Annotated in this window: 31 protein-coding genes; 2 read left to right on the forward strand and 29 right to left on the reverse strand. The window is 67.9% G+C overall.

Annotated features, from left to right (window positions below):
- Positions 1-234 precede the first annotated feature (234 nt).
- Entirely contained in the window at positions 235-1863 is a 1629-nt protein-coding gene (locus ABCR83_RS17865; RefSeq protein ID WP_462696029.1) for an ABC-F family ATP-binding cassette domain-containing protein, read from the reverse strand.
- Between the two features lie 55 nt (positions 1864-1918).
- On the opposite strand from ABCR83_RS17865, the gene ABCR83_RS17870 reads away from it, so the two are divergent.
- A complete protein-coding gene (locus ABCR83_RS17870) occupies positions 1919-2791 on the forward strand; it encodes a hypothetical protein (protein ID WP_462696030.1) in 873 nt (290 codons plus the stop codon).
- Between the two features lie 46 nt (positions 2792-2837).
- Here the strand turns inward: ABCR83_RS17870 and ABCR83_RS17875 are convergent, their stop codons facing one another.
- On the reverse strand, positions 2838-3731 hold the full coding sequence (locus tag ABCR83_RS17875; RefSeq protein ID WP_462696031.1) for a hypothetical protein: 894 nt from the start codon (positions 3729-3731) through the stop codon (positions 2838-2840).
- A 564-nt stretch (positions 3732-4295) separates the two neighbouring features.
- On the opposite strand from ABCR83_RS17875, the gene ABCR83_RS17880 reads away from it, so the two are divergent.
- Positions 4296-6413 (forward strand): glycosyltransferase family 4 protein, encoded by a 2118-nt coding sequence (locus tag ABCR83_RS17880; protein ID WP_462696032.1) that lies wholly within the window; start codon positions 4296-4298, stop codon positions 6411-6413.
- Between the two features lie 39 nt (positions 6414-6452).
- On the opposite strand, the gene truA is transcribed toward ABCR83_RS17880, so the two are convergent.
- From truA to rplB, 27 genes are all read right to left on the reverse strand, one after another.
- Complete coding sequence (gene truA, locus ABCR83_RS17885) at positions 6453-7304, reverse strand: tRNA pseudouridine(38-40) synthase TruA (RefSeq protein WP_462696033.1); 852 nt, start codon at positions 7302-7304, stop codon at positions 6453-6455.
- Between the two features lie 91 nt (positions 7305-7395).
- The gene (gene rplQ / locus ABCR83_RS17890; protein ID WP_462696034.1) at positions 7396-7881 is read right to left on the reverse strand and encodes a 50S ribosomal protein L17; all 486 of its coding nucleotides are present in this window, start codon (positions 7879-7881) and stop codon (positions 7396-7398) included.
- Between the two features lie 78 nt (positions 7882-7959).
- Positions 7960-8982, reverse strand: coding sequence for a DNA-directed RNA polymerase subunit alpha (locus ABCR83_RS17895; RefSeq protein ID WP_004946635.1), 1023 nt, complete (start codon positions 8980-8982; stop codon positions 7960-7962).
- A gap of 228 nt (positions 8983-9210) precedes the next feature.
- Positions 9211-9615 (reverse strand): 30S ribosomal protein S11, encoded by a 405-nt coding sequence (gene rpsK, locus ABCR83_RS17900; protein WP_003948617.1) that lies wholly within the window; start codon positions 9613-9615, stop codon positions 9211-9213.
- Between the two features lie 63 nt (positions 9616-9678).
- The gene (gene rpsM, locus ABCR83_RS17905) at positions 9679-10059 is read right to left on the reverse strand and encodes a 30S ribosomal protein S13 (RefSeq protein WP_462696035.1); all 381 of its coding nucleotides are present in this window, start codon (positions 10057-10059) and stop codon (positions 9679-9681) included.
- 178 nt (positions 10060-10237) lie between these two features.
- A complete protein-coding gene (gene rpmJ, locus ABCR83_RS17910; protein WP_003956441.1) occupies positions 10238-10351 on the reverse strand; it encodes a 50S ribosomal protein L36 in 114 nt (37 codons plus the stop codon).
- A gap of 60 nt (positions 10352-10411) precedes the next feature.
- Positions 10412-10633 carry a translation initiation factor IF-1 gene (infA, locus tag ABCR83_RS17915; RefSeq protein ID WP_014047798.1) on the reverse strand — a complete coding sequence of 74 codons (222 nt, stop codon included), beginning with the start codon at positions 10631-10633 and terminating at the stop codon, positions 10412-10414.
- Between the two features lie 317 nt (positions 10634-10950).
- Positions 10951-11787 carry a type I methionyl aminopeptidase gene (gene map / locus ABCR83_RS17920; protein WP_462696036.1) on the reverse strand — a complete coding sequence of 279 codons (837 nt, stop codon included), beginning with the start codon at positions 11785-11787 and terminating at the stop codon, positions 10951-10953.
- A gap of 118 nt (positions 11788-11905) precedes the next feature.
- Positions 11906-12565 carry an adenylate kinase gene (locus tag ABCR83_RS17925; RefSeq protein ID WP_462696037.1) on the reverse strand — a complete coding sequence of 220 codons (660 nt, stop codon included), beginning with the start codon at positions 12563-12565 and terminating at the stop codon, positions 11906-11908.
- Positions 12565-13881: a preprotein translocase subunit SecY gene (secY, locus tag ABCR83_RS17930; protein WP_462696038.1), complete on the reverse strand. Its 1317-nt coding sequence runs from the start codon at positions 13879-13881 to the stop codon at positions 12565-12567. The genes ABCR83_RS17925 and secY overlap by 1 nt, the downstream gene beginning before the upstream one ends.
- Before the next feature lie 229 nt (positions 13882-14110).
- Positions 14111-14566: a 50S ribosomal protein L15 gene (gene rplO, locus ABCR83_RS17935; protein ID WP_462696039.1), complete on the reverse strand. Its 456-nt coding sequence runs from the start codon at positions 14564-14566 to the stop codon at positions 14111-14113.
- A 1-nt stretch (position 14567) separates the two neighbouring features.
- The gene (gene rpmD / locus ABCR83_RS17940) at positions 14568-14750 is read right to left on the reverse strand and encodes a 50S ribosomal protein L30 (RefSeq protein WP_386430030.1); all 183 of its coding nucleotides are present in this window, start codon (positions 14748-14750) and stop codon (positions 14568-14570) included.
- Positions 14750-15352, reverse strand: a complete 603-nt coding sequence (gene rpsE, locus ABCR83_RS17945) for a 30S ribosomal protein S5 (protein WP_004946659.1) — start codon at positions 15350-15352, stop codon at positions 14750-14752. The genes rpmD and rpsE overlap by 1 nt, the downstream gene beginning before the upstream one ends.
- A 46-nt stretch (positions 15353-15398) precedes the next feature.
- Complete coding sequence (rplR, locus tag ABCR83_RS17950) at positions 15399-15782, reverse strand: 50S ribosomal protein L18 (RefSeq protein ID WP_462696040.1); 384 nt, start codon at positions 15780-15782, stop codon at positions 15399-15401.
- A 3-nt stretch (positions 15783-15785) separates the two neighbouring features.
- Complete coding sequence (gene rplF, locus ABCR83_RS17955; protein ID WP_462696041.1) at positions 15786-16325, reverse strand: 50S ribosomal protein L6; 540 nt, start codon at positions 16323-16325, stop codon at positions 15786-15788.
- Positions 16326-16346: 21 nt separating this feature from the next.
- Positions 16347-16745 carry a 30S ribosomal protein S8 gene (gene rpsH, locus ABCR83_RS17960; RefSeq protein WP_462696042.1) on the reverse strand — a complete coding sequence of 133 codons (399 nt, stop codon included), beginning with the start codon at positions 16743-16745 and terminating at the stop codon, positions 16347-16349.
- Positions 16746-16991: 246 nt separating this feature from the next.
- Positions 16992-17177, reverse strand: coding sequence for a type Z 30S ribosomal protein S14 (locus ABCR83_RS17965; protein ID WP_462696063.1), 186 nt, complete (start codon positions 17175-17177; stop codon positions 16992-16994).
- A 5-nt stretch (positions 17178-17182) separates the two neighbouring features.
- Positions 17183-17743: a 50S ribosomal protein L5 gene (gene rplE / locus ABCR83_RS17970; RefSeq protein ID WP_462696043.1), complete on the reverse strand. Its 561-nt coding sequence runs from the start codon at positions 17741-17743 to the stop codon at positions 17183-17185.
- Entirely contained in the window at positions 17743-18066 is a 324-nt protein-coding gene (gene rplX / locus ABCR83_RS17975) for a 50S ribosomal protein L24 (protein WP_462696044.1), read from the reverse strand. The genes rplE and rplX overlap by 1 nt, the downstream gene beginning before the upstream one ends.
- A 2-nt stretch (positions 18067-18068) precedes the next feature.
- Positions 18069-18437, reverse strand: a complete 369-nt coding sequence (gene rplN / locus ABCR83_RS17980; RefSeq protein WP_087927567.1) for a 50S ribosomal protein L14 — start codon at positions 18435-18437, stop codon at positions 18069-18071.
- Between the two features lie 134 nt (positions 18438-18571).
- Entirely contained in the window at positions 18572-18856 is a 285-nt protein-coding gene (gene rpsQ, locus ABCR83_RS17985) for a 30S ribosomal protein S17 (RefSeq protein ID WP_462696045.1), read from the reverse strand.
- Complete coding sequence (gene rpmC / locus ABCR83_RS17990; protein WP_004950453.1) at positions 18856-19080, reverse strand: 50S ribosomal protein L29; 225 nt, start codon at positions 19078-19080, stop codon at positions 18856-18858. The genes rpsQ and rpmC overlap by 1 nt, the downstream gene beginning before the upstream one ends.
- Positions 19080-19499: a 50S ribosomal protein L16 gene (gene rplP / locus ABCR83_RS17995; RefSeq protein ID WP_462696046.1), complete on the reverse strand. Its 420-nt coding sequence runs from the start codon at positions 19497-19499 to the stop codon at positions 19080-19082. Before rplP ends, rpmC begins: the two co-directional genes overlap by 1 nt.
- Positions 19500-19504: 5 nt before the next feature.
- Complete coding sequence (gene rpsC, locus ABCR83_RS18000; RefSeq protein WP_462696047.1) at positions 19505-20335, reverse strand: 30S ribosomal protein S3; 831 nt, start codon at positions 20333-20335, stop codon at positions 19505-19507.
- Positions 20335-20682 carry a 50S ribosomal protein L22 gene (gene rplV / locus ABCR83_RS18005; protein WP_009997296.1) on the reverse strand — a complete coding sequence of 116 codons (348 nt, stop codon included), beginning with the start codon at positions 20680-20682 and terminating at the stop codon, positions 20335-20337. Before rplV ends, rpsC begins: the two co-directional genes overlap by 1 nt.
- A gap of 41 nt (positions 20683-20723) precedes the next feature.
- Positions 20724-21005 (reverse strand): 30S ribosomal protein S19, encoded by a 282-nt coding sequence (rpsS, locus tag ABCR83_RS18010; protein WP_351506807.1) that lies wholly within the window; start codon positions 21003-21005, stop codon positions 20724-20726.
- 12 nt (positions 21006-21017) lie between these two features.
- Complete coding sequence (rplB, locus tag ABCR83_RS18015; protein WP_462696048.1) at positions 21018-21854, reverse strand: 50S ribosomal protein L2; 837 nt, start codon at positions 21852-21854, stop codon at positions 21018-21020.
- Positions 21855-21860 lie beyond the last annotated feature (6 nt).

The following is a 21860-nucleotide window of genomic DNA, read 5'->3' on the forward strand; positions in this document are numbered from 1 at the left end:
TGACACGGTCCGCACGGGACGATCACCCGGCGTTGGCCGCACCGCGGGGACGCAACCCACGTGTCGGCCGCCGGTGGTCAACCTGACGGACAAGCGTAAGGGCCCCTCGCGTGAGAACGACCAAGCCAATACGCATAACGAACTCGTAGCCTACCGGGCGCGTACCGGCGGGGTCAAAACATGGTCCCACCGGCTGACGCGGCCCAGGGCCTGTGCTGATCCATAAGACACCCCCTATCGGCGCCGCGCCACGCGCTCCTCGTCCCACACCGGCTCCGAAGCCTCCCGCACTCGCCCGTCCGCGCCAAAAACCAGGAATCGATCAAACGAACGAGCGAACCAGCGGTCATGGGTGACGGCCAGCACCGTCCCCTCGTATGCCTCCAGCCCCTCCTGCAGGGCCTCCGCGCTCTCCAGGTCGAGGTTGTCCGTCGGCTCGTCCAGCAGCAGCGCCGTGGTGCCCGCCAGCTCCAGCAGCAGGATCTGGAAGCGGGCCTGCTGGCCGCCGGAGAGCTTCTCGAAGGGCTGATCGCCCTGCCGCTCCAGCTCATAGCGCCGCAGGGCGGACATCGCACCGCCCCGGTCCCTGGCATGCTCGGTCCACAGGATGTCGACGAGCGTGCGGCCCTGCAGCTCGGGGTGGGCGTGGGTCTGCGCGAAGTGGCCGGGCACCACCCGCGCGCCCAGCTTCCAGGCCCCGGTGTGAGCTACCGGGTGCTCGGTGTCCCCGGCCAGCAGCCGCAGGAAGTGCGACTTGCCGGAGCCATTGGAGCCGAGCACCGCGACCCGCTCGCCGTAGAAGACCTCCAGGTCGAACGGCCGCATAAGGCCGGTCAGCGCCAGCCCCGCGCAGGTCACGGCCCGCAACCCGGTGCGCCCGCCGCGCAGCCGCATCCGGATGTCCTGCTCGCGCGGCGGCTCCTGCGGCGGGCCCGCCTCCTCGAACCTCCGCAGCCGGGTCCTGGCCGCCTGGTAGCGGCTGGCCATATCGGAGTTGTAGGCGGCCTTCTGCTTGAACATCAGCATCAGCCGGCGCAGCTTGGCGTGTTCCTCGTCCCAGCGCCTGCGCAGCTCCTCGAAGCGGGCGAAGCGCTCCTTGCGCGCCGCGTGGTACGTGCCGAAGCCGCCGCCGTGCACCCACACATCGCTGCCCGCCGGGGCCGGCTCAACGCTGATGATCTTCTCGGCGGAGCGGGACAGCAGCTCACGGTCGTGGCTGACGAAGAGGACGGTCTTCTTGGTCTCCCGCAGCCGCTCCTCCAGCCAGCGCTTGCCGGGCACGTCCAGGTAGTTGTCCGGCTCGTCGAGCAGCAGCACCTCGTCCGGGCCGCGCAGCAGCGCCTCCAGGACCAGCCGCTTCTGCTCGCCCCCGGAGAGGGTGCGCACCTTGCGCCACTGGGCCTTCTCATAGGGGACGCCGAGCGCGGCCATGGTGCACATGTCCCACATGGTCTCGGCCTCGTAGCCACGCGCCTCGGCCCAGTCGGCGAGCGCCTGGGCGTACGCCAGCTGCGCGGCCTCGTCATCGACGGTCAGCACGGCCTCCTCGGCCTCGTCCACCGCCTTCGCCGCCTCCCGGATGCCCGGACGGGCGACGGACACCAGCAGGTCGCGGACCGTCCGGTCGTCCCGTACGGACCCCACGAACTGCGGCATCACCCCGAGCCCGCCGCCGACCACGACCGAACCGCCGTGCGGCTGGAGCTCCCCCGCGATCAGCCGCAGCAGCGTGGTCTTGCCCGCGCCGTTGGCCCCGACCAGGGCGACGACGGCGCCCTCGCCGACCCGGAACGACACATCGCCGAGCAGCGGCCTCCCATCGGGGAGGAAGTACTCCAGATGTCCGGCCTCGACGTGTCCCATGGGCCGCATTCTGGCGCCTCCCGGGTCGGTGACCAACCGGTTTACGATGCGGCCCATGAGCTTTGGGCAGGGGGGGCCGGACGGGGCCCACGGGGAATCCGGGCAGCAGCAGCCGTGGGGACCGCCACCGGGACAGCAGACACCGGACTGGGCGGCGCTCGCGGACGGCGCCGCGGCCCGCGGACGACGGCGCAAGTGGCTGCTGATCGGCGGCGGGGTGCTGGCCGCCGGGGCGGTCGCGGCGATCGTGGCGACCGCGGTCGTCCAGTCGGACAAAGGAGGCAAGGCGGCGGACCGGCCGCACAACGGGAAGCTCCCCAGCGCCTCCGCGTCCCCCGAGCCCACGTTCACCCCGGTCACACCGCCGTCACCACCGGACCCGCGCGACTTCATAGCGAGCGCGGCGAAGGACAAGGCGCCGCTCTCCCCCACGACCCTGTTCCCCAACGCCAGATTCGCCGTGGGCCCACGCGGCTACGAGCGGGTCGCCACCTCCGAGGACACCGACTGCGCCTCGGTCACCCAGGGCGGACTGGGCTCCGTGCTCTCCGGCAACGACTGCCGCAGGGTGCTGCGGGCCACCTATGTACGGGGCGGGGTCGCGGTCACCGTCGGCGTCGCCGTCTTCGACGCCAAGGCCACCGCGGACCAGGTCAAGGACCGGTCCACGGGAAACATCGCCGCCCTCACCGGAGGCGGGAGCCCCGCCTTCTGCCACGGCCCGTCCTGCCGGACCAGCGCCAACGCGGCCGGCCGCTACGCCTACTTCACCATCGCGGGCTACACCGACGGCAAGCCCGTCACCGCCGACGACACCCAGGCGCTGACGGCCGGGCGCGATGTGGCGGCCTACGCCTTCGACCGCATCCTGGCCCGCGGCCGGGCGCAGGCCGCGGCCGCGGTTTCGGCGACGCCCAAGGGGGTCTGAGGACCCCGGGCGGGCTTGCCGCAGGACCTCACCTCCGGTGGGGCGCCTACGCTCCGCCCGGCTCCAGACGGGCGACGACCTCGGCCCGGTCCGCCTGGAAGCCGTCCGGGTCCTCCTCGTCGTCCTGCCCGGGATCCGGCTCCGCCGACCGCGGCGCGGCCGCCTCCCCGGCCTTGGCCCGCTTCACCTTCTCCACCTGCGCCTTGACCAACTGCTCGGGAATCTCCACCGAGTTGGGGTCGTCCAGGTCATCGAGGCTGGTGGCGAAGAACATCGACAGCGTGTCACCGGTGCGGACCACCGTGAGCAGCGTCGGCGCCTCCTCCACCGTGTTGTCCAGGCGGTACGCCAGTGCTTCGTCCCCCAGCGCGGGCGCCTTCACCGACTCCACCTTCGCGAAGGACTGCGACTCCCCCTCACCGGTCGACATCCGGAAACCGCCCGCGCAGGCCGTCGCGGAGTCACGCAGCCGCCGGAAGGTGGCGGCGGCCTCGTCGCCCTGGTACGAGGAGACGCGAATGGTGCCGAGCATGCCCTCGAACTCGTCGTCCGCACCGGACCGGGCAAAGGTGTTGACCAGCGAGGCGACGGGACGGGGCTCGGGGTTGGAGCCCAGTGCCGTCACCAGCGGACGGCACTGGGGGCTGCCGGTGGTGGGGTTGCCGAAGCCGGCCGAGTCGTCCTCGACCTGCTCGATCAAAAAGCCGGGGACCTCCGTCTCGTCCAGCTCGGCCCGGTCCAGCGACTTGTCGTCGGCGCCCTCGGCCGCAGACGGCCGGTCCCCGGCCCGCTGCCCGGGCTGACCGGTGGCGGTGGTGGCAGAGGCGCTGTTGGAGCTCTTCACCACGGCCTTGTCGTCCGCACGTCCGCACCCGGCGGTCAGACCCACCGCCAGCAGTGCGGACGCCGCCAGCGCCGCGTTGATCTTCACTCTGCCCATTCCCACTACCGCCACCAGATGTCCCCCGATTCACTTGACACGCCCTTTGCGCACCGATCCGCAGTTCGCCGACTCCGGATAAACAGGTGTGCACCGAACGCAATGACAACCGGGTGATCGTTCCATTCTCACAAGGGTTCCAACAGGGTCTTTCGGCAGGGAGACAGACCGCCCAACGGCCGTGACCGCACATCCACCGCACCGGCGGCCCGCCGCGCGCGACCGTCCAGCCTACCCGGAGGCGCCCCCGCCCCCGCTCTCCGCGCCGCCCCGCTCGAACGGGCCCGGCCGCTATCCCGCGCACCTCCTGCCCCACCCTTTCCGCGGAACCGCCTCCGTGCGCCCCGTATTCGCCCCCGAAAACGATCTCACCCTGCGGATTTGGGACGTGCCGCAAGCCACAATGTAGGCTGCCAATGCAACCAAAATCCCTGTCGACAGTCTTAATCGACAGGTCCGGCCGGACCGGTCAGGAATTCAGTCCGGCCCGCAGGGGACGGACCCCGACACCCATGCCAGGGGGAGGATGGACGCGATGCCCCGAGGGCACCGCGCACACACGCGATGAAGATCTCTTTCCTGCTTCAGAACGCCTATGGCATCGGCGGCACGATCCGCTCCACCTTCAACGTCGCCGGTGCCCTCGCCGCCCGGCACCAGGTGGAGATCGTCTCGGTCATCAGAACCGGCAAGGCCCCCCGGCTCCCCCTGCACCGCGACGTCAAGCTCGTCAACCTGATCGACAACCGTCCCGACGAGGGCGCCGACCGCGACCATGAGCTGCTGACCCGGGAGAGCGCCCACATCCCGCCCAAGGAGGCGAAGGGCGCGCACTTCAGCGCCCTCACCGACCAGCGGGTCGCCGCGCACCTCGAGCGGACCGACGCCGATGTCGTCATCGCCACCCGCCCCGGCCTGGTGATGTACCTCGCCGAATTCGGCCAGGACCGCTATCTGCGCATCGGCCAGGAGCACCGGATCTACGGCACCCACGAGCCGCACATCCGAGCCGCCCAGGACCGCGCCATCCCCCGCCTCGACGCGCACACCACCGTCTCCGAGGCCGACGCCAACACCCATCGCGAGCAGTTCCCGGACACCAAGACCAAGATCGTCTGCATCCCGAACGGCTGCCCGCCCTCCGAGGTCGAACCCGCCGACCCCGCCACCAAGCTGGTCGTCGCCGCCGGCCGGCTCATCCCCGTCAAGCGCTACGACCTGCTCGTCGCCGCCTGGGCCACCGTGCACGCCGCCCACCCCGACTGGAAGCTGCGCATCTACGGCCGCGGCCCCGAACAGGCCAAGCTGCGCGCCCAGATCGACCAGCTCGGCCTCACCGAGACCCTCACCCTGATGGGCGCCCACTCCCCCATCGAGACCGAGTGGGCCAAGGGCTCCATCGCCGCCGTCACCTCCCGCGAGGAGTCCTTCGGCATGACGATCGTGGAGGCCATGAACTGCGGCGTCCCCGTCGTCGCCACCGACTGCCCGCACGGCCCCGGCGAGATCATCGGCGATGGCACGGACGGCCTCCTGGTCCCGGTCGGCGACGTCGACGCCATCGCCAAGGGCCTCCTCAAGCTGATCGAGGACGACGAGCTGCGCCGCACCATGGGCACCGCCGCCCGCAAAGCCGCCCAGCGCTACGCCCCCGAGCGGATCGCCGACGCCTATGAGGAGCTCATCAAGAGCCTGGGCGCCGACACCACCGCCACGCCCGCCAAGCCCGCGACCGGCAGCGGCCGGGCCGAACAGGTGCCGCTGAGCAAGCTGCTGCGCCGCACCGTCGGCAAGCTGGTCCGCCCGCTGCGCCGTCCGGTCGCCAAACAGCCGGTCGCCAAGCAGCCGGTCGCGGCGGCCCTGAAGGGGATCGTCCGCAAGCCGCTGCGGGCCACCGCGTCCTGCCGCATCGACGCCGACGGCAATATCGCCTTCTCGGTCGAGTCCAAGGGGCTGACCGGCGACGACCTCAGCCTCACGGTCACCCGGCGCAAGGAGGGCACCTCCCACCGCCTCCCGCTGCGGGCTCCGGCCACCCCGGGCGCCCCCTACACGGCCGTCCTCGACCGCCAGGAGCCGCGGCTCGGCGAGGGCCGCTGGGACCTGCACATCGTGCGCGGCGAGGACCAGGCCCGCCGCCGGGTGACCTCCCATCTCGCCGAAGGGCGCGGCCTGTTGGAGCTGCGGCCGCTGCCGGGCTCGCCGTTCACCTGGGCGGTGCCCTACCCGACCGTGGACGGCTACCTGGCACTGCGCGCCTGGCACCGCAAGGCACACGCGGAAGCACTGACGATCCGTCAGAGCAGGACCGAGTTCACGGTCGAAGGCACGCTCCACGGCACCGAGTTCAACCCCGACAGCAAGCCGTTCGTCATCGGCACGCCGCGCGCGGAGACCGCGACCGACATCTCCGCGGAGGTCACCGTTGTCGACGACACGACTTTCCGGTTCTCGCTGCCCTACAAGCAGTTGAAGGTCGCCCGCGGCAACACCGGCCAGGAGACCGTCTGGGACCTCTCCCTGCGGCTGGCCACCGACGCCGAGCCGGTGCGGGTCGGCCGGATCATCAGCGACATCGTCGACCGCAACAAGACCGACCTCTACCCGACCGTCCAGGGCATCCGCCCCTACCTCACCGTCAACAGCGACCTGGCGGTCAGCTGCCCGGCGGAGACGGACTGACGGCAGCAGGGAGCTGTGCCCCGGAGCCGGGGCACATCCCTAACAACACCCGGCCCCCGGTAGCGTCCGCCGGTTCCGCGCCTCCCGATTCCGCGCGGCCAGCTGCGAATCCGCCGGGTAACCGACCTCCTCCAGCGTCAGCCCATGCGGTCGCACCACATGCACGGCCGAATCCCGTACCCCCGCCGCCAGCACCCGCCCCGGCCACTCCACGGGCCGGTGCCCGTCACCGACGAACAGCAGCGCACCCACCAGTGACCGCACCATGTTGTGGCAGAAGGCATCCGCCCGCACCGTGGCCGTGACCACGCCCGACGCATCGCGTTCCCAGCTCAGCCGCTGCAGCGTACGAATGGTCGTCGCGCCCTCGCGCCTCTTGCAGTACGCCGCGAAGTCGTGCTCCCCGATCAGGGGCCGGGACGCCTCGTTCATCGCCTCCACGTCCAACGGCCAGTCATGCCACAGGACATGACCGCGCAACAGCGGATCCACCCCGCCCACATGATCGACCACCCGGTAGGCGTACCGTCGCCAGACCGCCGAGAACCGTGCGTTGAACCCGGCCGGCGCCTCGGCCGCCCGCCACACCCGGACATCGTGCGGCAGCCGCCCGGCGAGCCGCCGCAGCAGCTTCTCCCGGTGCTCGGCCCACACGTCCACCGGCAGATCCACATGCGCGACCTGTCCGCGGGCATGCACACCGGCGTCCGTACGGCCCGCGACCGTCAGCTCACAGGTCTGGGCGGACCGGGTCACGGTGCGCAGCGCGTCCTCCAACTCACCCTGGACCGTGCGGCGTTGATGCTGCTTGGCCCAGCCCGAGAAGTCCTTGCCGTCATACGACAGGTCCAGCCGCACCCGGATGAAACCCGGCTCAGCCTCGTCACTCACCGAGAATTCCTCTCCAGAACATCCAGAAAAGCGGGACGGGCCCGCCCCCTCAAAGGGGAGCGGGCCCGTCCGTATGCACCCATCGGGAGCGTCAGGCGTCCTTGGACTCCTGGGCGGGGACAGCGTCCTCGACCTTGTCCTCGACCTTGGCGGCGTCCGCCTCCTTGACCGCACGCTTGGTGGCGGCCTCGGCCTCGGCAACCGTCGCCTTCTTGGCGATCTCGCCCTCGACCAGCTCGATCACGGCCATGGGCGCGTTGTCGCCCCGGCGGTTACCGATCTTGGTGATGCGGGTGTAGCCACCCGGACGCTCGGCGAAGCGCGGGGCGATCTCGGTGAAGAGGGTGTGGACGATGCCCTTGTCGGTGATCGTCTGCAGCACCAGGCGACGGTTGTGAATGTCGCCCTTCTTCGCCTTGGTGATCAGGCGCTCCGCGACCGGACGCAGGCGGCGGGCCTTGGCCTCGGTCGTGGTGATGCGGCCGTGCTCGAACAGCGACTTGGCGAGGTTCGCCAGCAGCAGCTTCTCGTGCGCGGCGCTGCCGCCCAGACGGGCTCCCTTGGTGGGACGCGGCATGGTGTTTCTCCTTGTTCTCTGCACCGGCCGTATCAGGTACCGGTGTCAGGTCCCAGCAGGCGGTCGCCTACCGGAAGATCAGTACTGCTCGGTCTCCACGAACCCGGCGTCCGCGTCGTCGTCGGCGCCAAAGGCGTCGGCGGCGGCGGTCGGGTCGAATCCGGGCGGGCTGTCCTTGAGGGCCAGGCCCATGCCAGCCAGCTTCGCCTTGACCTCGTCGATCGACTTCGCACCGAAGTTGCGGATGTCGAGCAGGTCGGCCTCGGAGCGGGCGACGAGCTCACCCACGGAGTGGATGCCCTCGCGCTTGAGGCAGTTGTAGGACCGAACGGTGAGCTCCAGCTCCTCGATCGGCAGCGCCAGGTCGGCGGCCAAGGCGGCGTCCGTCGGGGACGGGCCCATGTCGATGCCCTCGGCGTCGATGTTGAGCTCGCGGGCCAGACCGAACAGCTCGACCAGGGTCTTGCCGGCCGACGCCATGGCGTCACGCGGGCGCATGGCCTGCTTGGTCTCGACGTCGACGATCAGCTTGTCGAAGTCGGTGCGCTGCTCGACACGGGTCGCCTCCACCTTGTAGGTGACCTTGAGCACCGGCGAGTAGATGGAGTCGACCGGGATACGGCCGATCTCCTGGCCCACCTGCTTGTTCTGGACGGCCGAGACATAGCCGCGACCGCGCTCGACGGTCAGCTCCATCTCCAGCTTGCCCTTGGCGTTCAGGGTCGCCAGAACCAGGTCGGGGTTGTGCACCTCGACACCGGCCGGGGGCGCGATGTCGGCGGCGGTGACCAGACCCGGGCCCTGCTTGCGCAGGTACATCACGACCGGCTCGTCGTGCTCCGAGGAGACGACCAGCTGCTTGATGTTGAGGATGAGGTCGGTGACGTCCTCCTTGACGCCCGGCACGGTGGTGAACTCGTGCAGGACACCGTCGATACGGATGGACGTGACCGCCGCACCCGGGATCGAGGAGAGGAGCGTACGGCGCAGGGAGTTGCCGAGGGTGTAGCCGAAGCCCGGCTCCAGCGGCTCGATCACGAACCGGGAACGGAACTCGTCCACGACCTCTTCGGTCAGCGAGGGGCGCTGAGCGATCAGCATGTTGTGGATCCTTCAGTCATGGGCGCCCGCTATTTGACGCCCTCTGTACAACAGGGTACGGGCGGAAAGACCCCGAAGGGTCTTCCCGCCCGAACGCACATCAGCCACAGATGCGTAACGCACCTGAGGTCAGACGCGCCTCCGCTTCGGCGGACGGCAGCCGTGCTGCGACATGTGGGGGGCAACCCCCACACCCCCGGCCGACCGCCAGGCCGCCTCAGCGCGGCGTCAGACGCGCCGACGCTTGGGCGGACGGCAGCCGTTGTGCGGGGTCGGGGTGACGTCCTGGATGGAGCCGACCTCGAGGCCGGTCGCCTGCAGCGAACGGATGGCGGTCTCACGACCGGAGCCCGGGCCCTTGACGAAGACGTCAACCTTGCGCATGCCGTGCTCCTGCGCGCGACGCGCGGCCGACTCGGCGGCCATCTGCGCGGCGAACGGGGTGGACTTGCGCGAGCCCTTGAAGCCGACGTGGCCGGCGGAGGCCCAGGAGATCACGTTGCCCGTGGGGTCGGTGATCGAAACGATGGTGTTGTTGAACGTGCTCTTGATGTGCGCGTGGCCGTGAGCGACGTTCTTCTTTTCCTTGCGGCGCACCTTCTTGGCAGCGCCCTGGCGTCCCTTGGGGGGCATTCGATTCTCCCGTGGAGGTGGTCGGTCCTACAGCGAAGACCGCTGGTAAGCGTCCGCTGAGGACTACTTCTTGCCCGGCTTCTTCTTGCCGGCGATGGCGCGACGCGGGCCCTTGCGGGTGCGGGCGTTGGTGCTGGTGCGCTGACCGTGGACGGGCAGGCCACGGCGGTGACGCAGACCCTGGTAGCAACCGATCTCGACCTTGCGGCGGATGTCGGCCTGGATCTCACGGCGGAGGTCACCCTCGGTCCGGAGGTTGGCATCCACATACTCGCGGATCTTGACCAGGTCCTCTTCGGCCAGGTCGCGAACGCGGGTGTCGGGGTTCACACCGGTGGCGGCGAGGGTCTCCTTCGACCGGGTGCGCCCGATGCCGAAGACGTAGGTGAGGGCGACCTCGACGCGCTTGTCGCGCGGGAGGTCAACGCCTGCGAGGCGTGCCATGAATGTGGCTCCTGAGTGTTCGGAGGTCTTCCGCAGCACCGTTCCCGTATGTGTTTACGAGCCGGGTCCCCGGCCTCCGCCGGGGGTGTCGCCCACGCGTTACCGCGGGGGTCGGGTGTCTGCGTATGTACGTATTGCTATGCGTCGCGCGAAGAAACTGCGGAGTGCAGGTTCTGCGTCAGCCCTGGCGCTGCTTGTGGCGCAGGTTGTCGCAGATGACCATGACCCGGCCGTGACGGCGGATCACCTTGCACTTGTCGCAGATCTTCTTGACGCTCGGCTTGACCTTCATGGGATGTGAGGTTCTCCGGGTCAGTGCCTTCACCCCACGGGAGCGGGGCTCGAGCAAGATCTACTTGTAGCGGTAGACGATCCGTCCGCGCGTCAGGTCGTACGGAGAGAGCTCCACCACGACCCGGTCGTCGGGAAGGATACGGATGTAGTGCATCCGCATCTTGCCGCTGATGTGCGCGAGGACCTTGTGACCGTTCTGGAGCTCCACCCTGAACATGGCGTTCGGCAGAGACTCGATCACGGTGCCCTCAATCTCGATGGCACCTTGCTTCTTGGCCACGCTTCGCCTTTCGAATCGGCTACCTTGATCGACTCAGGTGTTCGCACCCCATGCGGACATGGGCATGCAGATACACGAGAGCCGACGCATCAGTCTACGTCAGGGCAACCGGAAAGACTAATCCAGGATCTGTTGCCCACTCGCAGAGATCACTACTCCTGGCTCAGCCCAGTGGATCCGGCGCGGCCGTGATCCCCAGTTCCGCCAGCTTCGCCTTCCCGCCGCAGGATCCCCTCAACGCCGCCCTCGCGGGCTCGGCGCCAGGGCGCCTCACAAGCTTCGAGCGACTGCGCCGGCCTCCGGCCGACGGGCCGGGCTCAGCCCAGCGGATCCGGCGCGGCCGTGATCCCCAGTTCCGCCAGCTTCGCCTTCCCGCCGTCCACGGCGGTGAGGACCAGCGGGCCCTCCTCCGTGAGCGCGACCGAGTGCTCCCAGTGCGAGGACCAGGTCAGGTCGTCCGTCTTGACCGTCCACTCGTCCTCGAGGACATGCGTCTTGGCCGTGCCCAGGCTCACCATCGGCTCAATGGCGATGCAGAAGCCGGGGACCAGCTTGGGCCCGCGGCCCCGCTTGCGCGAGACATAGTTCAGCAGGTGCGGATCCATGTGCATCTGGGAGCCGATGCCATGGCCGCCGTAGTCCTCGATGATCCCGTACTTGCCGGAGGCCGGGCGGGGCTGGCGGCGGATATAGCCCTCGATGGCCCGGGAGAGGTCCACCAGCCGGTTGCCCTTCTTCACCGCCGCGATGCCCGCCCACATGGACTCCTGGGTCACCCGGGACAGCTCCACCAGCTCCGGAGCGTGACCGGTGCCCACAAAGGCGGTGAAGGCGGCGTCCCCGTGCCAGCCGTTCACGATCGCTCCGGCGTCGACGGAGATGATGTCACCGTCCTTGAGGACGGTCCCGGTGTCCGGGATGCCATGCACCACGACCTCGTTCACCGAGGTGCAGATAGTGGCGGGGAAGCCGCCGTAACCGAGGAAGTTCGACTTCGCCCCGTGCTCGGCCAGCACCTTGCGGGCCACATCGTCCAGATCCCTGGTGGTGGCGCCGGGCACCGCCGCCGCCCGGGTGGCCGCGTGGATGGCGGCGACCACCAGACCCGCCTCGCGCATCTTCGCGATCTGGTCGGGGGTTTTGATCTCCACCATGGTGGTGCCTCTCCAATGTGATGTCGGTATTTTGACGACGGCCGGGCAGACAACACTGCTCAAACAACACTACGGCCGCGACACCCCGAGGGGCATCGCGGCCGTGGACAGCCAGTGGTCAGGAGACTTCCCGCTTGGGAAGCGCCTCCATCGCCCGCTGCGTGACCTCCGCAACCTGGCCGAGCGCCGAGATCGTCACCACCAGGCCCTGGGCCTTGTAGTAGTCGATGATCGGCTCGGTCTCCGTGTGGTAGACCTCCAGCCGCTTGCGGACCGTGTCCTCGCGGTCGTCGTCGCGCTGGTACAGCTCGCCGCCGCAAACATCGCAGACGCCCTCGGCCTTCGACCGGTTGTAGACCACGTGGAAGACATGGCTGCTGTCATTGCGGCAGATCCGCCGGCCGGCGATCCGCTTGACGACCTCGTCCTCGGGGACCTCCAGGTCCAGGACCCCGTCCAGCCGCAGCCCCCTGCCCTCGAGGTATGCGTCCAGCGCCGCGGCCTGCCCCACATTGCGCGGGAAGCCGTCCAGCAGGAAGCCGTGCGCGGCGTCCTCCTGGTCCAGGCGGTCCTCGGCCATCCCGATGGTCACCGAGTCCGGCACCAGCTGACCGGCGCTCATGTACTCCTTGGCCTGCAGGCCGAGCGGCGTCCCCTGGCTGATGTTCGCGCGGAAGAGGTCGCCCGTGGAGATGTGCGGGATCGCAAGGTTCTTGGCGAGGTACGCGGCCTGCGTACCCTTGCCGGCGCCGGGCGGCCCGACGAGGACGATTCGCATCAGCGGAGGAACCCTTCGTAGTTGCGCTGCTGAAGCTGGCTCTCGATCTGCTTCACAGTCTCCAGACCGACACCCACGATGATCAGGATGCTGGTCCCGCCGAACGGGAAGTTCTGGTTTGCGTTCAGTGTGACCAGTGCCACCGTGGGCACCAGGGCGATCAGGCCCAGGTAGAGAGAGCCAGGCCACGTGATGCGGTTCAGCACGTAGCTCAGGTACTCCGCGGTGGGACGACCGGCCCGGATGCCCGGGATGAACCCACCATACTTCTTCATGTTGTCTGCAACTTCTTCGGGGTTGAAGGAGATGGCGACATAGAAGAACGCGAAGAAAACGATCAGCAGGAAGTAGGTGACCATGTAGATCGGGTGGTCACCCTTGACCAGGTTGGTCTGGACCCAGGTCGCCCAGCCGCCCTTCGAGCCGGTGAACTGCACCAGCAGCGCTGGGATATAGAGCAACGACGAGGCGAAGATGACCGGAATCACGCCGGCTTGGTTCACCTTGAGCGGGATGTAGGTGGACGTACCACCATAGGACCGGCGGCCGATCATGCGCTTCGCATACTGCACGGGGATGCGGCGCTGAGCCTGCTCGACAAAGACCACCAGCCCGACCATGGCCAGACCGCAGAGGATCACCAGGCTGAACTCCAGCCAGCCACCGGCCAGCTTGCCCTGGAGCTTGATCGCCCAGAGGGCGCTCGGGAAGTTGGCCGCGATCGAGGTGAACATCACGATCGACATGCCGTTGCCGATGCCGCGGTCGGTGATGAGCTCACCGAGCCACATGATCAACCCGGTGCCCGCGGTCATGGTGACGACCATGGTGATGGTGGTGAAGATCGACTGGTTGGGCACGATCGAGCCGGCGGACGTGCAGCTGGGGAACAACGCGCCGCTGCGGGCGACGGCGACAAGTCCGGTGCCCTGCAACACGGCCAGGGCGACGGTCAGATAGCGCGTGTACTGCGTGATCTTGGCCTGCCCGGCCTGGCCCTCCTTCTTGAGGGCCTCCAGCCGCGGAATGACGACGGTGAGCAGCTGCAGGATGATGCTCGCCGTGATGTACGGCATGACCCCCAGCGCAAAGATCGTGATCTGCAGCAGCGCACCACCGCTGAACATGTTCACGAGCCCGAACAGACCCGCCCCGCTGCCCTTGGCCTGGTCGTAACAGGTCTGCACAGCCCGGTAGTCGACGCCCGGTACGGGCACATGCGCGCCCAATCGGTAGATGACCAGAATGCCCAGCGTGAACAGCAGCTTCTTGCGCAGGTCGGGCGTCTTGAACGCCCGGGCGAACGCGGTGAGCACGGTGCCTCCTGCGCCCCTCACGAATCAACGTGAGAGGTAACGGTCTTGAGGTTCGACGGATAAGGAGCTCAGTCAAAAGCCGCACGGGCACAGGCCGCGCAGCCCGGGGGCAGGGCCCCCTCTTGGTACAGCAACAGTCCACGCCACCTTACCGGCGACTATGCCTGGCTTGGAACGACCAACCGGGGATGCCCCTGATGGGACATCCCCGGTTGTCAGATCAACGAGTTCAGATGAGCTCGGTGACGGTGCCGCCGGCGGCGGCAATCTTCTCCTTGGCGGAGGAGGAAACGGCGTCCACCGTCACCTGCACCGCAACGGAGATCTCGCCCTGGCCCAGGACCTTGACGAGCTCGTTCTTGCGAACGGCGCCCTTGGCGACCAGGTCGGCCACCGTGACCTCGCCACCCTGCGGGTAGAGCGCGGCCAGCTTGTCCAGGTTCACCACCTGGAACTGCTTGTGGGCGGGGTTCTTGAAGCCCTTGAGCTTCGGGAGGCGCATGTGGAGGGGCATCTGCCCGCCCTCGAAGCGCTCCGGAACCTGGTAGCGGGCCTTGGTGCCCTTGGTGCCACGACCCGCGGTCTTACCCTTGGACGCCTCACCACGACCGACACGGGTCTTGGCGGTCTTGGCGCCCGGGGCAGGACGGAGGTTGTGGACCTTCAGCGGGTTGTTCTCCGCCATGTCAGTCGACCTCCTCGACCGTGACGAGGTGGCGGACGGTCTGCACCATGCCGCGGATCTCGGGACGGTCCTCCTTGACCACCACGTCGTTCATGCGCTTGAGACCAAGCGAACGAAGGGTGTCGCGGTGGTTCTGCTTGCTGCCGATGTACGACTTCGTCTGCGTGACCTTGAGGCGAGCCATTACGCACCCGCCCCTGCACGCGCCCGCAGCAGTGCGGCGGGGGCGACGTCCTCCAGCGGCAGACCACGACGGGCGGCGATCTCCTCGGGACGCTGCAGTCCCTTGAGGGCCTCCACCGTGGCGTGCACGATGTTGATCGGGTTCGAAGAACCGAGCGACTTCGACAGAATGTCGTGGATGCCGGCGCACTCGAGCACCGCTCGCACCGGGCCACCGGCGATAACACCGGTACCGGGGGAAGCAGGCTTGAGCATGACGACACCGGCCGCCTTCTCGCCCTGGATCGGATGCGGGACGGTGCCCTGGATACGGGGGACCTTGAAGAAGTTCTTCTTGGCCTCTTCCACGCCCTTGGCGATGGCAGCCGGAACTTCCTTGGCCTTGCCGTAACCGACACCGACCGTGCCATCACCGTCGCCCACCACGACCAGCGCAGTGAAGCTGAAGCGACGACCACCCTTGACAACCTTGGCGACGCGGTTGATCGCGACTACGCGCTCAACGTACGCGGTCTTCTCGGCGGCAGCGCCACCGTCACGGCCCTTCCGGTCCCGCCGCTCGCCGCCACCGGCACCGCTTCCACGGCGCTGGGGTCCAGCCATTGGATTTACCTCTCTCTGTTACGTCCGCTAGCTCCGGAACCGGGGCTTAGAACTTCAGCCCGGCTTCGCGGGCGGCGTCCGCCAGAGCGGCAATGCGCCCGGCGTACTGGTTGCCACCGCGGTCGAACACGACAGCCTCGATGCCGACGGCCTTGGCACGCTCGGCAACCAGGGCGCCGACCTTCTTGGCCTGGGCGCTCTTGTCGCCCTCGGTACCACGGATCGACGCGTCCAGGTGCGACGCGGAGGCCAGCGTGTGGCCCGCGATGTCGTCGATGACCTGAGCGGTGATACCGCGGTTGGACCGCGTCACGACCAGGCGCGGACGCTCGGCCGTACCCGAAATCCGCTTGCGAATGCGGATGTGGCGGCGCTTCGCGGCGGCGCGCTTGTAGGCGTCGCCCTTGGCGATCTTCACACCGTATGCCATGGCTTACTTACCCGCCTTTCCGACCTTGCGGCGGATGACTTCGCCCTCGTACTTGACGCCCTTGGCCTTGTACGGGTCGGGCTTCCGCAGCTTGCGGATGTTCGCGGCGACCTCGCCGACCTTCTGCTTGTCGATGCCCTCGACAGTCAGCCTGGTCGGGGACTCCACCTTGAAGGTGATGCCCTCGGGGGCCTCGACCAGGATCGGGTGGCTGTAGCCCAGGGCGAACTCCAGGTTGGAGCCCTTCGCCTGGACGCGGTAACCGACACCGCTGATCTCGAGCTTCTTGCTGTAGCCCTGGGTCACGCCGGTGATCATGTTCGCCACCAGCGTGCGGGACAGACCGTGCAGGGCCTTGTTCTGACGCTCGTCGTTGGGACGCGAGACGTTCAGCACGCCCTCATCGCCCTTGGCGACCTCGATGGGCGCCGAGACGGTGAGGCTGAGGGTGCCCTTGGGGCCCTTCACCTGGACCGTACGGCCATCAATGGTGACGTCCACACCAGCGGGAACCTGGATGGGGAGCTTGCCGATACGCGACATTGGCTTTTCCTCCGTTCCCGATTACCAGACGTAGGCGAGGACTTCCCCACCCACGCCCTTCTTGCTGGCCTGCTGGCCGGTCAGGAGACCGTGGGACGTGGAGATGATCGCCACGCCCAGGCCGCCGAGGACCTTCGGCAGGTTGGTGGACTTTGCGTAGACCCGCAGACCCGGCTTCGAGATCCGCTTGATGCCCGCAATGGAGCGCTCACGGTTCGGACCGAACTTCAGGTCGATGACGAGGGACTTGCCGACCTCGGCGTCCTCGACCTTCCAGCCGGCGATGTAGCCCTCCTGCTGCAGGATCTCGGCGATGTGCGCCTTGATCTTGCTGTGCGGCATGCCCACGGAGTCGTGGTACGCCGAGTTCGCGTTTCGCAGACGGGTCAGCATGTCTGCGATCGGATCGGTCATGGTCATGTTTGGCCTTCGGCCTCTCTCGCCGGGGTTTCCTATCTGCGCCATCCCTCTCCCCAACTGTCTCGGGGCGGGTGCGGCGCGGGGACCTACGGCGTAGTAAGCGACGTTAAGCGGGCTGTGACAGATTCACAGTCCGCGGGCGGTCATGGGCGGCGGGCGCCCAACCCTTCAACTCTACGCGAGTCAAAGGGCCGGGCCCCGCCGGCCAATTGCTTACCGAGAGCCCTGGTCAACCCAATTGGGTTATTACCAGGAGCTCTTGGTCACGCCCGGCAGCTCGCCACGGTGAGCCATCTCACGAAGGCACACGCGGCAGAGGCCGAACTTGCGGTAAACGGAGTGCGGGCGGCCACAGCGCTGGCAGCGGGTGTACGCCCGAACGGTGAACTTGGGCTTACGAGCAGCCTTGGCAATCAGTGACTTCTTCGCCATCTCGCTCACGCCTCCTTGAACGGGAAGCCGAGGTGACGAAGGAGGGCACGACCCTCGTCGTCATTGGTCGCCGTGGTGACCACGGTGATGTCCATACCCCGGACGCGGTCGATCTTGTCCTGGTCGATCTCGTGGAACATGACCTGCTCCGTGAGACCGAAGGTGTAGTTGCCCCGACCGTCGAACTGCTTGGGGGACAGACCACGGAAGTCGCGGATGCGCGGCAGCGCCAGCGACAGGGTGCGGTCCAGGAACTCCCACATGCGGTCGCCACGGAGGGTGACATGAGCACCGATCGGCTGGCCCTCACGCAGCTTGAACTGCGCGATGGACTTACGGGCCTTGGTGACGGCGGGCTTCTGGCCCGTGATCGTGGTGAGGTCGCGGATGGCGCCCTCGATCAGCTTGGAGTCGCGGGCGGCGTCGCCCACACCCATGTTGACCACGATCTTGGTCAGGCCGGGAACCTGCATGATGTTCTCGTACTTGAACTCATCACGCAGCTTGCCGACGATCTCTTCGCGGTAGCGCTGCTTGAGGCGCGGTGCGTTGGTGGTGGCAGTCATCAGATGTCCTCACCGGTCCGCTTGGCAACGCGGATCTTGTTGCCGTCCTCGTCGAAGCGGTATCCGACGCGGGTGACGACCTTGCTGCCGTCCTTCTCCACCACCAGCTGAACGTTGCTGACGTGGATCGGGGCCTCGGTCGTGACGATCCCGCCGGTCTTGGAACCGCGGGCGGTCTGGCCGGCCTTGGTGTGCTTCTTGACCCGGTTGACACCCTCGACCAGGACGCGGTCCTCGCGGGGGTAGGCCACGATGACCTTGCCCTGCTTGCCCTTGTCCTTGCCGGTGATGACCTGGACCAGGTCGCCCTTCTTGATCTTCATGCTTACAGCACCTCCGGCGCGAGCGAGACGATCTTCATGAACTTCTTCTCGCGCAGCTCTCGGCCCACCGGGCCGAAGATACGGGTGCCGCGGGGGTCACCGTCGTTCTTGAGGATGACGGCCGCGTTCTCGTCGAAACGGATGTACGAGCCGTCGGGACGGCGGCGCTCCTTGACGGTGCGAACGATGACCGCCTTGACGACGTCACCCTTCTTCACGTTGCCACCGGGGATCGCGTCCTTGACGGTGGCGACGATGACGTCACCGATGCCCGCGTAGCGGCGACCCGAGCCACCGAGAACACGGATGCAAAGGATCTCCTTGGCACCAGTGTTGTCGGCGACGCGAAGTCGCGACTCCTGCTGGATCACGTCTATCTCCTGATCGTCTGCCGGTTCCCGGCGGGGGCCTCACCGAGGTGGGGCCCCGCGCCGAGCCTGGCGGAACTGTCCAAAGGGGAAACCCCCTTCAGAAGTATCTTTTGGAATTCCCTTGCGGGAATTACCTACTTGGCCTTCTCGAGGATCTCGACGATGCGCCAGCGCTTCGTCGCGGACAGCGGCCGGGTCTCCATCAGGAGGACACGGTCGCCGACAGCGGCGGCGTTCTGCTCGTCGTGCGCCTTGAGCTTGTTGGTACGGCGGATGACCTTGCCGTACAGCGCGTGCTTGACGCGGTCCTCGACAGCGACGACGACGGTCTTGTCCATCTTGTCGCTGACGACGAGACCCTCACGGGTCTTGCGGAAGCCGCGCTCGTTCGTCGTCTCAGTCACATTCTTCTCGCTCATCAGGCGCTCTCCACCGTCTCGATGCCGAGCTCGCGCTCCCGCATCAGGGTGTAGATCCGGGCGATGTCCTTGCGGACGGCCTTCAGTCGGCCGTGGTTCTCAAGCTGTCCGGTCGCCGCCTGGAAGCGGAGGTTGAACAGCTCTTCCTTGGCCTCGCGCAGCTTGGCAACGAGATCCTCGTTGTTCAGCTCACGCAGCTCGGTCGCCTTGGTACCGGCAGCCATCACGACTCACCTGCCTCGCGCCGAACAATGCGGCACTTCATCGGAAGCTTGTGGGCGGCGCGGGTCAGCGCCTCACGAGCAACCTTTTCGTTCGGGAAGGACAGCTCGAACATCACCCGGCCGGGCTTGACGTTCGCGACCCACCACTCCGGAGAACCCTTACCGGAACCCATGCGGGTCTCGGCGGGCTTCTTCGTGAGCGGACGGTCCGGGTAGATGTTGATCCACACCTTGCCGCCACGCTTGATGTGACGGGTCATGGCGATACGAGCGGACTCGATCTGCCGGTTCGTCACATAGGCCGGGGTCAGGGCCTGGATGCCGTACTCGCCGAAGGCGAGCTCGGTGCCACCCTTGGCCATGCCGCTCCGCTTGGGGTGGTGCTGCTTGCGGTGCTTGACCCTGCGAGGGATCAGCATGTCGGTCAGGCCTCCGTTCCGGTGGACTCGGCCGGAGCAGCGGCAGCGGCCTCGGCCTTGGGGGCCTCGGCGGCGGCGGGCTGCTGCGGCTTGCGGCCGCGGCCGCCACGCTCGCCGCCACGGCCACCACGGGCCGGGCGGTCCTGAGCGCCACCACGGGACGGGCGGTTGCCCGCACGGGCGGCGGCGTTCTCGGCGCGCACCTCGGCGATGTTCTTGACGTCGCCCTTGTAGATCCAGACCTTCACGCCGATGCGGCCGAAGGTGGTCTTGGCCTCGAAGAAGCCGTAGTCGACGTTCGCGCGGAGCGTGTGCAGGGGCACCCGGCCCTCGCGGTAGAACTCCGAGCGGGACATCTCGGCGCCGCCGAGACGGCCACCACACTGGATCTTGATGCCCTTGGCGCCGGCCTTCATCGTCGACTGCATGCTCTTGCGCATGGCGCGACGGAAGGAGACGCGGGAGGACAGCTGCTCGGCGACGGCCTGGGCCACCAGCTGGGCGTCCACCTCGGGGTTCTTGACCTCGAGGATGTTCAGCTGGACCTGCTTGCCGGTCAGCTTCTCCAGCTCACCGCGGATGCGGTCGGCCTCGGCGCCGCGGCGGCCGATGACGATGCCCGGGCGGGCGGTGTGGATGTCAACGCGGACGCGGTCGCGGGTGCGCTCGATCTCCACCTTGGAGATGCCGGCCCGCTCCATGCCCTTCGTCATCATGCGACGAATGGCGACGTCTTCCTTGACGTAGTCCTTGTACAGCTTGTCGGCGTACCAGCGCGACTTGAAGTCGGTGGTGATGCCGAGCCGGAACCCGTGCGGGTTTACCTTCTGGCCCATTACCGGGTTCCTTCCTTGCTGCTGACGACCACGGTGATGTGGCTGGTCCGCTTGCGGATCCGGTAGGCACGGCCCTGGGCACGCGGACGGAACCGCTTCAGGGTCGGGCCCTCGTCCACGTACGCCTCGCTGATGACCAGCGTGGAGGCGTCCGTGTGGTCGTAGTTGTGCGCGGCGTTGGCAATGGCGCTGTCCAGCACCTTGCCGACCGGCACGCTCGCGGCCTGCGGGGCGAAACGCAGGACCGCCTGAGCCTCCGTGGCGTCCATGCCACGGATGAGGTCCACCACGCGGCGGGCCTTCATGGGCGTGACGCGGATGTACCGCGCCTGGGCCCTGGCTTCCATGGTTGTCCCTTCGGTGTCAGTCATAGTCGTTCGCACCCCGCTCAGCGGCGCTTCGACTTGCGGTCGTCCTTGACGTGGCCGCGGAAGGTGCGGGTCGGCGAGAACTCGCCGAGCTTGTGGCCGACCATCGACTCGGTGACGAACACCGGGACGTGCGTCTTGCCGTTGTGCACCGCGAGCGTGTGGCCGAGCATGGCCGGCACGATCATGGAGCGACGGGACCAGGTCTTGATGACGTTCTTGGTACCGGCTTCGTTCTGAGCGTCCACCTTCTTGATGAGGTGGGCGTCGACGAAGGGTCCCTTCTTGAGACTACGCGGCATCTAAACCCGCTCCTAGCGCTTCTTGTTCGTCTTGCGGCGGCGGACGATGTACTTGTTGCTCGCCTTCTTGGGAGAACGAGTACGACCCTCCTTCTGACCCCACGGCGAGACCGGGTGGCGACCACCGGAGGTCTTGCCCTCACCACCACCGTGCGGGTGGTCAACGGGGTTCATGGCGACACCGCGGACGGTCGGGCGGACGCCCTTCCAGCGCATGCGGCCGGCCTTGCCCCAGTTGATGTTCGACTGCTCGGCGTTGCCGACCTCGCCAACGGTGGCGCGGCAGCGCACGTCGACCAGGCGGATTTCGCCGGACGGCATGCGCAGGTGGGCCATCGCGCCCTCCTTCGCCAGCAGCTGCACGGAGGAACCGGCGGAGCGGGCGAACTTCGCACCGCCGCCGGGACGCAGCTCGATGGCGTGGATGGTCGTACCCACGGGGATGTTGCGCAGCGGCAGGTTGTTGCCCGGCTTGATGTCGGCGCCAGGGCCGTTCTCGATCCGAGCGCCCTGCACGACGCCACGCGGCGCGATGATGTAGCGCTTCTCGCCGTCTGCGTAGTGCAGCAGCGCGATGCGCGCGGTGCGGTTGGGGTCGTACTCGATGTGAGCGACCTTGGCCGGCACGCCGTCCTTGTCGTGACGACGGAAGTCGATCACGCGGTAGGCGCGCTTGTGGCCACCGCCCTGGTGGCGAACGGTCACACGACCGGCGTTGTTACGGCCGCCCTTGCTGTGCAGCGGGCGGACCAGCGACTTCTCCGGCGTGGACCGCGTGATCTCGACAAAGTCGGCGACGCTGGAGCCACGACGGCCCGGGGTCGTCGGCTTGTACTTGCGGATACCCATTTCTCA

Source organism: Streptomyces xingningensis, assembly GCF_054957865.1.